Consider the following 12,608-nt stretch of genomic DNA (forward strand, 5'->3'; position numbering starts at 1 on the left):
GCGGGTTCAGTCCTTCGGTGAGGTCAGCCTCGGTCTGCTCGCCGGGGCGCCCTCCTCCTCTGGTTCGTCCTGAACGAATGATGGAGCCGCGCCATCGCCGCGCGCCCAGGTGGGCACACCTTGTTCATCCACTTCGACCGAGGGCGGAGTGAAGGAGGGCAGAGGGATGTCATCAAAGAGGCTGCTCATGTTGCCCCCATTCTACGGTCGATCCCATGCATGGCTCAGCGGCTGGCCGTCATACGCTTAGGTCATGATCCGACCTGCCACAGCCGATGACCTCGAGCAGATCTTGCAACTTGTCCGCGAGCTAGCCGAGTTTGAGGAAGAGCCTGACGCCGCCGTTGGGACGCTCGAGAGCTACACGGCGGCGATGTTTCCCCCACGGGCAGCCCGACGGTCTGGGGTCACGTCGCTGAGGTGGATGGCCAGGTCGTGGGCATTGCCATCTGGTTCTTGACCTTCTCCACCTGGACCGGCAAGAACGGCGTGTGGCTCGAAGACCTCTACGTCAGCCCCAAGCATCGCGGCCAGGGCTTGGCCACCAAGTTGATGGCGCAGCTCGCAGCGATCTGCGTCGAGCGCGGCTACCCACGGATGGAGTGGACAGTCTTGGACTGGAACACCTCCGCTCAAGAGGTCTATCGGCACCTGGGCGCCAATGCGATGGATGACTGGACAACACAGCGGCTGACGGGCGATTCGCTGACCGCTTTGGGAAGCCGCGTATGACAGAGCTTGCCGCACTAAGCACGGCAGCACAGACTGCCAGCAGCTCCAGCTATCTCGATGTCTACACCGGTATCGCCTTGGCCGTCGGTCTAGCCGTCGCCGGGCTCAGCGTGATCTGGGGCCTGCGTGGCCGCGCGCCTGATCGACTGCTGATCGGCGCGACCAGCCTGTTGCAAGTTGTCTTGCTTGCCTATGCCGGCCGCTACCTTTTTATCTCGATCGGCGGCGAGGGTCCGGTCGGCCCAGTCTGGGAGTTATGGGCCTACCTGGTGACCATCGTCATGCTTCCTGCCCTGGGGCTGATTTGGGCCAAGGATGAGCCGACGCGTTGGGGCAGTTTCGTGTTGGCCGTTGCTGCCTTTGTCGCCGCCGTGATGTGCGGCCGAGCCGCACAAATCTGGGCCGGAGTTGGTATGTCGTGAGCACCGGTTCGCCGCAACGAGCACGGGCGGCCACGGCGCAGTCAAGAACCAAGGGCCAGGGCGGGTCATCTTTGCGATGTACGTCGTGTTTGTCATCGGCTCGGTGTCGCGGGCGACCTTTCAGATCATCACCGAGTTTTCCGTCGCCCCGTTGGCCTACACGCTCTCCGCGATTGCTGCCGCGATCTATGTGGTTGCCACAGTTTCACTGGCCTTTTCTGGGCCTCGCGCCTGGTGGGTAAGCGTCGTGACCATCAGCATCGAGTTGGCCGGTGTGCTGATCGTGGGGACATGGAGCGATTTAGCTCCAGAGTCCTTCCCCGATGCCACGGTCTGGTCAAACTATGGGCAGGGTTATCTCTTTATCCCGGTGATCTTGCCGATCATCGGGCTGTGGTGGCTGATGAAGAACCGGCCAGCGTCAACCCGCAAATAACGACGAGGAAACGCATTTCGGGGCGCGCTTTTACTACCGCCGCCTAGCCTTACCCAATGCCGAACGAGAGCGAACCGCAGTCAACTGACTTGGAGCTGTTGGCTGCTGCCGTCGACAGGGATCTGGGGAAGGACGACAGTCGCTGGTTCCATCCACGTGGCTACGACAGCGTCGCTATCGCCATCCTGGATTCGATCTATTCCACTGGGAACCGGTATTCGAGGGTCACCAACGCTCTGAACCGCTACCGCAAGGCCCGGAGTTCGGATGGGGCGGACCCAACCAACGACACTGCCTCAGACCTGATATCCGCGGTTGCCCGTTGGGGCGGCATTACGGGGCTAGTTGAGAAAACAAACAGGTGGAAAACATCCACGCAGCAGGGGCTCCCACCAAAGCCGAGGCGGCTCTGAACGCCGCAGAAATCTTGGCGGCACACAACTTAGAAACAGTTGCTGATGTTCAGAAAGCGCTCACGAGCAAGGATCAGCAAGAAGTTTCGCCGGTAAAGAAACAATGGTTGGACATCACAGGGCAGCGAAGTGGACTGACTTGGACGTACTTCTTGATGCTCTGCCAGATTCCCGGCGTAAAGGCTGACCGCATGATCGTGAGATATGTAAAGAGTGCGCTTGACCGAGAGATTGCCGCTAAGGAAGCAAGCAGTCTGGTGGGCGCGCTCGCCCAGACACGGGGCATTTCGGAGATCCGCCTAGACCACACCATTTGGCGGAAAGAGTCGGGAGAGAAATCTTCCGCGATGCCCTGTAGACATTCGCCTTTCAGGAGGTGCGCCGACTTGACCGCTAACTACCAGAGCGAGGCCATCAGCGCATTCGCGATCGCCAAAAGACCAGCAGCATGAACGAGTTTGGGCTGCACATACTCATGGCGCCGCGCCTGGGCTGCACCCTTCTCAACGAGCCAGGCCACCGCGAGCGCAACCAAAAGCTTCGCGGTGATCTTGATGTAGTTGTAGTCCTCATCAACCAAGGTCGAGCCGAGGCCCACGATGATCAGACCAGTGATGATCTGCGTGCGAGCGCCGATCACCATCACCTGACCAGGAAACATCGGCCGGTTACCGCGCGAGGCCGACCAGGAAAAGTAGTAGCCGACCATGATGGCCGCAAAGCCCACCATGTGCACGCCAACGATCAGGCCGTAGATGATATCCATGGCCTCACTCTAACGATCGTGTCGGCGCTCAATGAGCCTGCGGGTGAACGGCACGAGCCTGCGCGATAACGCTTCGGCAATTGGCACCCACTGTGCTTGATCCGTGGATCCGCCGACATCATGGATGACCGGCTCAACCGGGTCAGCGCACCTAGCCCTATAAAGCAATCGGACGGCGTTGAAATCCTCAAAGCGACCGGCCGGGGATGACCCGACCCAGTGATCGCTGGTTGCGGCGATGGGATCGATTTCCGAAATGCGCTGACCTGATTCTTCCCAGACCTCTCGCACCACGCCGTCTAGGGGTTGCTCGCCTGGATGGACCCCGCCCCAGGCAGACCCCAGGTGTCTTTGCTATCCGTAAACGAGGTCAACAGAACGGATTCTTGGCCGTCGACCTCTTCAATGACGAGCGCATACGCGGCAATCCGCCGATACGGCAGCGGTGGTTGCACCGTGCTGACCTGATAGCGCAGGACAACGGTCTCTCCCTCGGCAATAGCGTCGATCCAGCGAGCCTGCCACCCTGCGCGGTAAAGCAACACCTCGGGCTGCTCGCCGTGCGCAACAACGATGCGTGGCAACACCTCGCCCTCAGGCGTAGTGGCCTCAATCTCCAGCCTGCTGCTCACGGCACTCCCTCATTTCCATCACCAATGGCGCTGCAACTCTAGCGAATGCGCCCATGAGGCCTTTTCCGGCAACCGAGGATGTTTTCCAGGGTGCACTGGCCGGACTTTGCCTCATGGAGCGGCACCCGCGCGGCGGTAAAGCGCAATGGTTCGCTCCACCACGGCCAGCCAATCCGTGAAGCGCTCCCCCGACCTCTTGGGGCGCGCGGCCTCCAACCGGTCGGGCCGTTCCAAAATCCAGCGCAGCCTAGCCACAAAGTCAGCGTCGCTTCCAGCAAGCCAGCCGTGCCCGTCGGCGACGATGTCGGCCACTCCCGTGTTGGCATACCCCAAAACGGGCAGGCCACTAGCGAGCGCCTCAGCCGCTGCAATCCCAAAGGACTCTTTGCGCGAGCTATTCAGATAGAGGTCGCTGCGAGCATAGAGATCGGCGAGAGTCGGTTGATCCAATCGGCCCGGCAAGCTCACCCAGTCCCAATCCCGTGCAGCGACCCAGGCTCGCATCGGCGCCAGCAAGTGACCATCACCGGCTATCTCCAGCGTTGGCTTTCGTCCCTGGGGCAGTTGAGCACGCACGTGATGCACCGCCTGGATCAGCCCCCAAGGCCGCTTGCGGGTGGCGAACCGTTGAGCGCTAACGAGGTGTGGCTGGCCGCTTGGATCAGCAAGGCTCGCCGCGTGTGTCCACCGCCCAGCATCAACCCCGTTTGGTATGACATCGACCTCGGCTCCCAAGACAGCCTGCAGTTGCTCAGCGGCCGGACCAGAAACGGTCGAGGGCAGGGCACCACCGGCGACCCAGCCTCGCCAACTCCGTGCCCGTAGCGGCAACACCGACTCCCCCACCATCGAGTGCCAGGTGATCGTGGTCGGCAACCCCGCAGCCAACGCCCGCCTGATCGCCATCGCCGCAAAAGGAGCCATCACCCCCAAGTGCGCATGCACAACGTCGGCCCCTGCTATCAAGCTCTCCAAGTCGTCCCCAGCCCACGGATTAATCGGGGCTGGCAGCGGTATGGGTGGGGTCAAGCGATGCACAGTGACTCCCGCTAGCGATGGGCCACGATCATCCCCATCGGCGCTTGGAGTGGCCGTCAGCACGTCCACCTGGTGTCCTGCTTGCGCCAACTGAGCAGCGAGGCCCGACACTTGGGTCTCGATGCCACCAAGTCGGGGCGAAAAGACATCAGAGACGAGGACCACACGCACACAGACACTTTCGCACGAGGTCGCCAGTTAGAGTGATTGAATGCCTCAAACTCTGGTCGCGATCAACGCGCATCCCGATGATGAGGCCCTATTGAGCGGCGGCACGCTGGCACTGGCTGCACAGGCTGGACACCGTGTTGTGCTGGTGACGTTGACCGACGGGGACGCCGGGCCTGCCGCGCAGGAGTTCCGCGCCGGGGGTTTGGGCCAGCAACGCCTGCGGGAACTCCAAGCGAGCGCCAAGGCTCTGGGCGCAGCGCGCGTTGAGTTCGCTGGATATTCAGACTCCGGTATGGGCCCTGAGACGGAGCCTGCACCACCAGGCCGAGAGCGGTTGGTCCAGGCTGACCTGCCACAGATCGTCGATCAGGTGTGCGCCCTGTTGGCCGATGAGACCCCAAACCTGATCCTCGGCTATGACGCTGCTGGTGGCTATGGCCACCGCGACCATGTTGTTGTCCACCACGTTGCTCGAGCTGTCGCTGAGCGGCTGAGCACCCGCTTGCTCGAAGCCACCGCGCCCCGTGAGCCACTGCACCGAGCGCTGCGAGCCCTCGGCGTCGTTCGCCGCTTCGACAATGGCTTTGACCCCGATGAGTGGGCCGATAAGTTCACGCCCTCGGCTGACATCACCCACCGGATCAAGCTGAGCCGGGCAACAGCGATCAGAGCAAAGCGTGCCGCTCTCCAGGCGCATGCCTCACAGGCTTCTGCAGACGCCGGTGCACCCGATCGCACCATGGCGACTCTGCTTCGCCTGCCCCGACCTGCCTTTAGCGCCCTGCTGGGCCGCGAGTATTTTCATGAACCCGCGGGTGCCCCTGTGGCCAAGCCGCTTAAAGACATTTGGATGGTTGCCTGATGACTACCGCACAACCTGAGCCCGGCGGATCACTGCTGGACAAGATTGGCTGGAAGGAAGTGACCCAGTCACTCGTCGGTTTTGCGATCGCGATTGTGTTGCTGGTCTACGGCCTGCCCTGGATCGCCGGGACCACCTGGCCACAAATCGGCGAGCAGATGAAAATGGTCGGTGTCGGCCCTGCGCTGCTGATGGCTGGCCTGTTGATCACAGGGCTGTATTGCTACACCTACACGCTGATCGCCACGCTGCCCGGCCTGACTCACCTGCGGGCCCTGATGGTCAATGCGGCTGGCTCCATGGTCAGCAACATCCTCCCTGGTGGTGGCGCTGTCGGCGTCGCGATGACCTACATGATGTTCCGCTCGTGGGGCTTTAGCCGCCGCAACATTTCGACCGCGATCGTGGTCGGCAGCATCTGGAACCTACTGGCTCGCCTGATCCTGCCCATCATTGGTGCGCTCGTGGTCGTCGTCGGCGCCGTGGCCGCCCCCAATGCCCTCGTTGTGGCCGCCTTTGTGGCTGCTGGTGTGGGCATCATGCTGGTCGGCTTTTTCGTCGCCGTGATCTCCTCCGAGCGCTTCGCCGCCGATGTCGGATCGGTGCTCAAGCGGGCTGTTTCACCACCGACTGGTCGCTTCCCCAGCCTGACCAACGTCGACACCCTGATTGCCGACCAACGTGCACGCACTCACTTGGTCGTCAGCGAAGGCTGGGGGCGGCTGACCCTGGGCCTAGTCGGGATGTTCGGTTTCTTCTTCATCTTGTATGTCGTGGCGTCCCGCTCTGTGGGACTGGACCTGGCCATCGCTGAGTTGCTGGCCGCATACACCTTCCGGCAGTTTTTGACCGTCGTCGCGATCACCCCCGGTGGCCTCGGCGTCACCGAAGTAGGCACCGCCGGCATTCTGGTGGCCTTTGGCGGCGACCCTACTGCCGCCTCAGCCGCAGCCCTGCTCTATGCCGTGTTCACCCACCTGCTCGAAGTGCCACTGGGCCTTGCCGCCTGGGCAGGCTGGTGGTTTGGCCCCCGGCACAAAACGGCAGCCGGGCAGATCGACAACAACAGAAGACCCGCCGACCGCCCCAGATGAGGCGACCGACGGGCCAAAAGTCGAGTCAGGCTAACGATCCGTTAGACGAGTGACCTGACGCTGGTGCGCTTGGGTTGCGATGCTGTCGTCGATCTCATTCGGCAGCCATGATCCGGTGGCTCTGATTGCCGCAATCTCCAGCAGGCTGTCGGCCAATGCTGGATTCGCAGGCAGGATCGGCCCGTGCAGGTAGGAGCCGATGACGTTGTTAGTGCGGGCACCTTCGTCACCATCTTCGGGATTGTTGCCGTTGCCGTGCAGCACCTTGCCAAAGGCGGCCTGGCCCTCGCCCAGCACCGTCGATCCGGAGTGGTTTTCATAGCCGACAACAGTGCCAAACTCAGTCTCTAGCACGACCGGCCCGATCATCCGGGTGGCGTTGCCCTGCGTGGTGACATCCAAAATGCCTAGACCCGGCAGACGCTTGCCTTCGACCGTGATGAATGCCTTGCCCATGAGTTGATACATGCCACAAATCATCAGCATCGGAACGCCATCGTTGGCCAACTCGCGCAGCCGGTCAGCCTGGACATCGAGGTCTTCTTGGACCCGGACCTGCCCGGAGTCCTGACCGCCACCGCCGAGCACCAAGTGAGCCCGCTCGGGCCAGTCAGCGCCTGGGTGGTGGTCATGAACGACCGGGGTATACCCATGCCAGCGCAACCGGGCAGCCATGGCGCGGGTGTTGCCCAGATCGCCATAGATGCTCATTTGCCGCGGATACAGGTGGACCAGGTGGACCTCGCCCTTGCTGGCCTGGTCTTGGTTGGTGGACTCACTCATTATCTGGGTCCTCTCAAAGCGGGCCAGGTCAAACTTGGTCGAGAGCCGACGCCGCAGGTGCATCATCGCGGTGTAGGTGCAGAAGATCCGGGTGGGCTCTCCCTGATGGGCCGCCAGAAAGCTATCCAGGGCTTCATCCAGGTCTGGCTCGACCCGATCAACTTGCACGTCGTCATACTGCAACCGCAAGGCCATGTCGTATGCGCGGACTCCGCTGGTCAGAGCCACTCCCCTTGAGCGCAGCGACTCAAACGACACGTCATAAAGCCACGACACGTCGCGGCCATCGGCATAGTTGTCGTTGATGGCGACCATGGAGGCCACTGGCTCACTGCCGTACGTCCCCAAAGCGACAGTGAAGCCAGCCGGGTTTTTGACCAGCACCAACTCCAGCGGCGAGCCGTTGGCGTCGATGACTTCACCACGACCAAATGGTGGGTTAACTCGCTCCAACGCCATCTGCGCGGTTGCCGGGACGAAACGCTCGTCCAGCAAGACCCGGGCCATCGTGGTGGCCGCCGTCGAGTTGATCATGGCCGCAAGACCACGCTGTCGCAGCTCCAACGGGCCAACATTCGAGCCGCCGGGATAGCGGATCGTGAAGGATTTTGCGTCGTGCGGGTGCAGCAGGCCAGCGGCCGGGCCCAAGGCGGGCGCATCGGCTGGATCGCTGAACCGCACATCATCCTCTTGGATGGCCGGCAGTTGGTCGGCGATCTCCGGGTCGACGGCGAACCACTCAATGCCCACGCCTGGCTGCACAACATCAGCAATCCGAGCGATGAAGGCATCATCGGCGTTCAACACCACCGAGCCATGCGTCTGCTCGGCCAGCGAAGCCAGCAGCTGGGCGGTGTGGTCAATCTCGGCAAATCGGTCCAGCTGGTCACGGGCCACGTTGAGCAGCAGCGAGTGGGTTGGCTTCACAACCTGGGCAAACTTCAGTGAGTGCGCCTCGTCCAACTCAACGACAGCCACATCAGCCTTTAGCCGCCCAGAAAGGCCGACCTCGCCCAACATGGAAGAGATCACGCCGCGGGTGAAGTTGCTGCCAGTGGGGTTGGTGAAGACGCTCAATCCGTGCGCGCGAAGCACCGCGACCAGCATCTTGGTGGTGGTCGTTTTGCCATTGGTGCCGCTGACCACGACGACGCCGTGAGCAAGCTCGCCCAGGGTGTGCGCCAAGATCTGCGGGTCAACCTTTTCAGTGACCAGCCCAGGCAGGGCTGAGCCGCCGCCACGCAGGCGCGATGCTGTTCGAGCAGCCTTGCCCACCGCAATCGCGGCACTCGTGCGAACTTGTGTCAGCAGATCCACGCGGTGATCACTCCCACTCGATGGTGCCCGGAGGCTTGCTGGTCACGTCGAGCACCACACGGTTGACGTCATCAACCTCATTGGTGATGCGCGAAGAGATGCGCGCCAAGACTTCGTAGGGCATCCGAGTCCAATCGGCCGTCATCGCGTCCTCGCTGGAGACTGGACGCAACACAATCGGGTGACCATAGGTGCGGCCATCGCCTTGCACACCAACCGAGCGGACATCAGCCAGCAGCACGACCGGGCACTGCCAGATATCGCGGTCAAGCCAGCAGCACTCAACTCATGTCGTGCGATGGCGTCTGCGCGTCGCAAGATCGACAGGCGGTGCTCGTCGACGGCTCCGACAATGCGGATAGCCAAACCCGGCCCGGGGAAGGGCTGGCGCCAGACGATCTCGTCCGGCACGCCCAACTCGAGGCCAACCTGACGAACCTCGTCCTTAAACAGGGTGCGAAGTGGCTCGATCAGCTTGAACTGCAGGTCATCGGGCAGGCCACCAACGTTGTGGTGGCTCTTGATGTTGGCCGTGCCGCTGCCCCCACCAGACTCGACCACGTCGGGATAGAGCGTGCCCTGGACCAGGAACTCGACTGGGTGGTCATCGTCGCCAGTGTTGCCGACGATGTCCCGAGCCGCCTGCTCAAAGACACGAATGAACTCGCGCCCAATGATCTTGCGCTTCTCTTCAGGGTCGCTGACCCCAGCCAGAGCATCCAAGAAGCGCTGGCGGGCATCAACGATGACCAAGTCGACGCCGGTGGCTTGGACGAAGTCCAACTCGACCTGCTCAACTTCGCCTTGGCGCAGCAGACCGTGGTCGACGAAGACACAGGTCAGTTGGTCGCCGACGGCTTCATTGACCAATGCCGCCGCCACCGAGGAATCCACTCCACCAGAGAGCCCGCAAATCACCCGAGACTGGCCGATTTCGGCCTTTACCCCGGCGATCAGGTCTTGGGCGACGTTGGCACTGGTCCACGTCGGCTCCAGGCCGGCACCGCGGCGCAGGAAGTTTTCCAAGACCCGCTGGCCGTACTTGGAGTGCAGCACCTCGGGGTGCCATTGCACGCCATAGATGCGTCGCTCATCGTCCTCAAAGGCTGCCACTGTGGTGCCCGGCGTTGTGGCCGTCACCCGGGTGCCTTCCGGGGCAACGCTGACCGAGTCGCCGTGCGACATCCATACCGACTGCTGTTCGGGTTGTCCGTTGAACAACGTCGAGTCAGTGTCGGTGATGTGCGTTGGCGTCTGGCCGTATTCGCGGTGCCCGGTCCGAGCGACCTCGCCGCCTAGCGCGCGGGCCAGGACCTGGAAGCCGTAGCAAATGCCGAACACCGGCACCCCGGCGGTCACCAAGTCAGTTTCCAGGGACGGTGCACCCTCGGAATAGACCGACGACGGCCCTCCGGAAAGGATGACTGCCGCAGGGTTCTTAGCCAGCATCTCTGCGCTGGACATCGTGTGCGGCACGATCTCGCTGTAGGTGGACGCCTCGCGAACTCGGCGGGCGATGAGCTGAGCGTATTGGGCGCCAAAGTCCACAACCAGGACGGGGCGCTCCACGAGTGTCTCGGTCACCCTGGCATGCTACCGGCGTCGGCGTGCCGAGCCGATATTTGTGCTTGAGCCTGTGCTGAAACGCGGCGCTCAACCACAAAAGACAGGAAGGGCACGACACCGGCCAACATCACGCCAACCATCTTCCCAAGGCCCCACCGCAGGTCGAATCCCAAAATCACAACCGCAGCCAAATAGACCATGTAGAGGAATCCGTGCGGCTGAGCCCACCAGTCCAAGATGTGGATGTCGAAGCCGTAGCGAAGCACCATGTGCAGCGTCAGCACGAGCAAGGCCACACCAACGATGAAAGCCATCACTTTGAAGAAATTCAGCTTCTTTTGATCAGTCACGCCCGCACCTTATGTTTCGTATCTGTGTTCTCGCTGGTCTCGTCGTCTTCGTGCGCTGCTTGATGCAGGAAGCGGAAGTACATGTAGACCGCGAAGGCCGCGAATACCCACCATTGCAGGGCATAGCCCAGATTTCCCCAGTCGATGTCGCGGTTGGCCAGGGTCGGTGGCGGCACCTCAGCGACCGAGTCCGCACTCACTTGCGGGCTCTCGTCGGTGGCAAAAATAAAGGCGTTGTATAGGTCGTCGTCCCAGGCATTGATCAGCACACCCAGATCCACCGAGGTCATCAAGTTGTTAGCCAAGTCCACATCGAGTGCGGGCGACTCCCCTGGCGCCAAAGTGCCGGTCACGGTTACACCAGTCGCTGGCGGCAGGTCAGCGTCCACGGGATCAGCAACCCACCCGCGCAGGACCAGCAGCACCCCCTGCGATGTGTCCAGGGCGTCATCACCCAATAGCCGAGGTCGCCATTGAGCACTCGGTCAGGCACATAGAACTGACGCTCTGCGTCATAACTGCCCTCTGCGATCACCGGCTTGCCGGACCCGTCCTCGGGAAAGGCACTGCGAGGCTCAGTGACCTGGGTAATCGCGACCGGATCGAGCAATGCCTGCTCGGCCAGGAGGTCCACGCTTTCCTGACTTGTGGCGTTAGACCATTGCCACAAGCCAAGCCGGAAGAACGAATACACCACGATCAGGAGAACAGCTAAGAGTGCTAGCCATCGTGGGGATAGAGCGGTCTTGAGCATGTGAGGTTCTAGACCGCCAACTGCGAATCGTCGAAGACAATCAGGCTGCCGCCATAGCAAGCCACCCACACCTGTTGGGTCGCGGCGTCATAAGTAATACCGATGGGGTTGGCGTCGGTGGGCTCCGTCTGGAGCACCTCCATGTCTTCCGTGCTGATCTTGGACACCGAAGGCTCGTAGTAGTTGACCACATAGAGCGCAGAGCCATCAGGCGACATCGACATACTGCGGGGCTCGCGATCAGTGATGACTTCATCCACTACCTCGTCCGTGGCAGTGTCGATCTTGTAGATCGTGTCGCCACCGCTGACCGCCATATAGAGGTATGCGCCGTCCGGGCTCAGGTTGAGGTGACGGGGTTTACGCGGGGTATCCATGACAACTTCACTGGTCCCGGCCTCAAGGTCAATCTTGAATAACTTGTCGGCATACATGGCAGCCACGTACGCGGTGTTGTTATCCGGCATCACGTCAATGCCACGAGGAGCCGCCGCGATCGGGATCACTTCGGTTTCGGTGGCCGATTCGATGTCGACCACCGAGACCGTTGAGTCACACCAGTTGCTGACGAGGACTCGGGTTTGGTCAGGGTGATGTCGACATACTTCGGCACTGCGCCGACCTCAATGACCTGATCCCACTCCATTTCGGCGGCGTTGAAGCGATAGAGAAAACTCGCGCCGACACCGGAAGCGGGTGAACAGTCGTCAAAGCCTTGAGTGCCGTAGTTTTCGCCATACATCGTGTACTGCGACACGTAGGCGAATTGGCCATCGTCGGTCCAGGCCGCTTCAACAGGAGCGCCCTGCGAGACCCCGGGTGGCCCTCAATCCCGTATTCGGACATATCGATGTTGTCGCTCATCGTCGCGACCAACTCGTGTGAGGCCGAGTCATAGACCGTCGTCGAGTGGCTGTACATCATGTTGTTAGCAATCACGAGGCCGTGTCCGTTAGCCACCACTGACTTGGGTGTGATGTCGCCCGTGATGTAGTCAATCTGCTCCATCATTGTCTGGTCAGACGGCTCGGTTGGCTCTTGAGCGGCCTCTTCGGTGTCGGCGTCTTCACTGCTCTCGCCCTCGGAGCCATCCGTCTGCGACTCTTCAGAAGAATCGGCGTTGGCATCGACAGCGACTGAAGTTGCGTCTTCGGCTGACTCGTCGCCGAAGGCAAAACACGCAGTCAGAGAACCAGCGGCGACTAGGGCCACCGCACCAAGAGTGATCCGCCGACGTCGGCGATAGATCGCATCGTTACGCACACGCATGTG

At 61.7% G+C, this 12,608-nt stretch carries 17 protein-coding genes and 1 pseudogene; 6 read left to right on the top strand and 12 right to left on the bottom strand.

Annotation, left to right across the window (positions count from 1 at the left end):
• Positions 1–6: 6 nt before the first annotated feature.
• Complete coding sequence (locus L0A91_RS07330) at positions 7–189, bottom strand: hypothetical protein (protein ID WP_235246417.1); 183 nt, start codon at positions 187–189, stop codon at positions 7–9.
• 64 nt (positions 190–253) lie between these two features.
• Here L0A91_RS07330 and L0A91_RS18765 point away from each other — a divergent pair, with 64 nt between their 5' ends.
• From L0A91_RS18765 to L0A91_RS07345, 4 genes are all read left to right on the top strand, one after another.
• The gene (locus L0A91_RS18765; protein WP_311198099.1) at positions 254–460 is read left to right on the top strand and encodes a hypothetical protein; all 207 of its coding nucleotides are present in this window, start codon (positions 254–256) and stop codon (positions 458–460) included.
• Positions 436–732 (top strand): GNAT family N-acetyltransferase, encoded by a 297-nt coding sequence (locus tag L0A91_RS18770; protein WP_311198100.1) that lies wholly within the window; start codon positions 436–438, stop codon positions 730–732. The genes L0A91_RS18765 and L0A91_RS18770 overlap by 25 nt, the downstream gene beginning before the upstream one ends.
• Positions 729–1,154 (top strand): hypothetical protein, encoded by a 426-nt coding sequence (locus tag L0A91_RS07340; protein ID WP_235246418.1) that lies wholly within the window; start codon positions 729–731, stop codon positions 1,152–1,154. Before L0A91_RS18770 ends, L0A91_RS07340 begins: the two co-directional genes overlap by 4 nt.
• Positions 1,155–1,230: 76 nt before the next feature.
• Positions 1,231–1,590: a hypothetical protein gene (locus L0A91_RS07345; RefSeq protein WP_235246419.1), complete on the top strand. Its 360-nt coding sequence runs from the start codon at positions 1,231–1,233 to the stop codon at positions 1,588–1,590.
• 810 nt (positions 1,591–2,400) lie between these two features.
• Here L0A91_RS07345 and L0A91_RS07350 read toward each other — a convergent pair.
• From L0A91_RS07350 to L0A91_RS07365, 4 genes are all read right to left on the bottom strand, one after another.
• The gene (locus L0A91_RS07350; protein ID WP_235246420.1) at positions 2,401–2,769 is read right to left on the bottom strand and encodes a hypothetical protein; all 369 of its coding nucleotides are present in this window, start codon (positions 2,767–2,769) and stop codon (positions 2,401–2,403) included.
• 9 nt (positions 2,770–2,778) lie between these two features.
• On the bottom strand, positions 2,779–3,063 hold the full coding sequence (locus L0A91_RS07355) for an NUDIX hydrolase (RefSeq protein ID WP_235246421.1): 285 nt from the start codon (positions 3,061–3,063) through the stop codon (positions 2,779–2,781).
• 5 nt (positions 3,064–3,068) lie between these two features.
• The gene (locus tag L0A91_RS07360) at positions 3,069–3,401 is read right to left on the bottom strand and encodes a hypothetical protein (protein WP_235246422.1); all 333 of its coding nucleotides are present in this window, start codon (positions 3,399–3,401) and stop codon (positions 3,069–3,071) included.
• Positions 3,402–3,512: 111 nt separating this feature from the next.
• Complete coding sequence (locus L0A91_RS07365; protein WP_235246423.1) at positions 3,513–4,610, bottom strand: glycosyltransferase family 4 protein; 1,098 nt, start codon at positions 4,608–4,610, stop codon at positions 3,513–3,515.
• 40 nt (positions 4,611–4,650) lie between these two features.
• On the opposite strand from L0A91_RS07365, the gene L0A91_RS07370 reads away from it, so the two are divergent.
• Both L0A91_RS07370 and L0A91_RS07375 read left to right on the top strand, forming a co-directional pair.
• Positions 4,651–5,472, top strand: coding sequence for a PIG-L deacetylase family protein (locus tag L0A91_RS07370; protein ID WP_235246424.1), 822 nt, complete (start codon positions 4,651–4,653; stop codon positions 5,470–5,472).
• On the top strand, positions 5,472–6,566 hold the full coding sequence (locus tag L0A91_RS07375) for a lysylphosphatidylglycerol synthase transmembrane domain-containing protein (RefSeq protein ID WP_235246425.1): 1,095 nt from the start codon (positions 5,472–5,474) through the stop codon (positions 6,564–6,566). The genes L0A91_RS07370 and L0A91_RS07375 overlap by 1 nt, the downstream gene beginning before the upstream one ends.
• A 30-nt stretch (positions 6,567–6,596) precedes the next feature.
• On the opposite strand, the gene L0A91_RS18775 is transcribed toward L0A91_RS07375, so the two are convergent.
• The 7 genes and pseudogenes from L0A91_RS18775 to L0A91_RS07410 all read right to left on the bottom strand — a co-directional run bounded on the left by L0A91_RS18775 (position 6,597) and on the right by L0A91_RS07410 (position 12,605).
• Positions 6,597–8,666 carry a MurT ligase domain-containing protein gene (locus L0A91_RS18775; RefSeq protein ID WP_311198101.1) on the bottom strand — a complete coding sequence of 690 codons (2,070 nt, stop codon included), beginning with the start codon at positions 8,664–8,666 and terminating at the stop codon, positions 6,597–6,599.
• 7 nt (positions 8,667–8,673) lie between these two features.
• Positions 8,674–10,250: pseudogene (gene guaA, locus L0A91_RS07390) on the bottom strand (glutamine-hydrolyzing GMP synthase).
• Entirely contained in the window at positions 10,247–10,582 is a 336-nt protein-coding gene (locus L0A91_RS07395) for a DUF3817 domain-containing protein (protein WP_220122966.1), read from the bottom strand. The pseudogene guaA and the gene L0A91_RS07395 overlap by 4 nt, the downstream one beginning before the upstream one ends.
• Positions 10,579–11,007, bottom strand: coding sequence for an SURF1 family cytochrome oxidase biogenesis protein (locus tag L0A91_RS17375; RefSeq protein WP_311198102.1), 429 nt, complete (start codon positions 11,005–11,007; stop codon positions 10,579–10,581). Before L0A91_RS17375 ends, L0A91_RS07395 begins: the two co-directional genes overlap by 4 nt.
• A complete protein-coding gene (locus L0A91_RS17380; RefSeq protein ID WP_260115323.1) occupies positions 10,938–11,336 on the bottom strand; it encodes an SURF1 family protein in 399 nt (132 codons plus the stop codon). The genes L0A91_RS17375 and L0A91_RS17380 overlap by 70 nt, the downstream gene beginning before the upstream one ends.
• Before the next feature lie 8 nt (positions 11,337–11,344).
• Positions 11,345–11,875 (bottom strand): YncE family protein, encoded by a 531-nt coding sequence (locus tag L0A91_RS07405; protein WP_235246426.1) that lies wholly within the window; start codon positions 11,873–11,875, stop codon positions 11,345–11,347.
• 46 nt (positions 11,876–11,921) lie between these two features.
• Positions 11,922–12,605, bottom strand: a complete 684-nt coding sequence (locus L0A91_RS07410) for a hypothetical protein (RefSeq protein ID WP_235246428.1) — start codon at positions 12,603–12,605, stop codon at positions 11,922–11,924.
• Positions 12,606–12,608 lie beyond the last annotated feature (3 nt).

Origin of the sequence: Ornithinimicrobium sp. INDO-MA30-4, assembly GCF_021535045.1 — a bacterium.
Classification (GTDB): Bacteria; Actinomycetota; Actinomycetes; order Actinomycetales; family Dermatophilaceae; genus Ornithinicoccus.

Coding starts and splice junctions, on each gene's coding strand:
- L0A91_RS18765 (WP_311198099.1), top strand. CDS start 254: ATGATCCGACCTGCCACAGCCGATGACCTCGAGCAGATCTTGCAACTT.
- L0A91_RS07340 (WP_235246418.1), top strand. CDS start 729: ATGACAGAGCTTGCCGCACTAAGCACGGCAGCACAGACTGCCAGCAGC.
- L0A91_RS07410 (WP_235246428.1), bottom strand. CDS start 12,605: ATGCGTGTGCGTAACGATGCGATCTATCGCCGACGTCGGCGGATCACT.
- L0A91_RS07375 (WP_235246425.1), top strand. CDS start 5,472: ATGACTACCGCACAACCTGAGCCCGGCGGATCACTGCTGGACAAGATT.
- L0A91_RS07330 (WP_235246417.1), bottom strand. CDS start 189: ATGAGCAGCCTCTTTGATGACATCCCTCTGCCCTCCTTCACTCCGCCC.
- L0A91_RS07350 (WP_235246420.1), bottom strand. CDS start 2,769: ATGGATATCATCTACGGCCTGATCGTTGGCGTGCACATGGTGGGCTTT.
- L0A91_RS07370 (WP_235246424.1), top strand. CDS start 4,651: ATGCCTCAAACTCTGGTCGCGATCAACGCGCATCCCGATGATGAGGCC.
- L0A91_RS07345 (WP_235246419.1), top strand. CDS start 1,231: ATGTACGTCGTGTTTGTCATCGGCTCGGTGTCGCGGGCGACCTTTCAG.
- L0A91_RS17380 (WP_260115323.1), bottom strand. CDS start 11,336: ATGCTCAAGACCGCTCTATCCCCACGATGGCTAGCACTCTTAGCTGTT.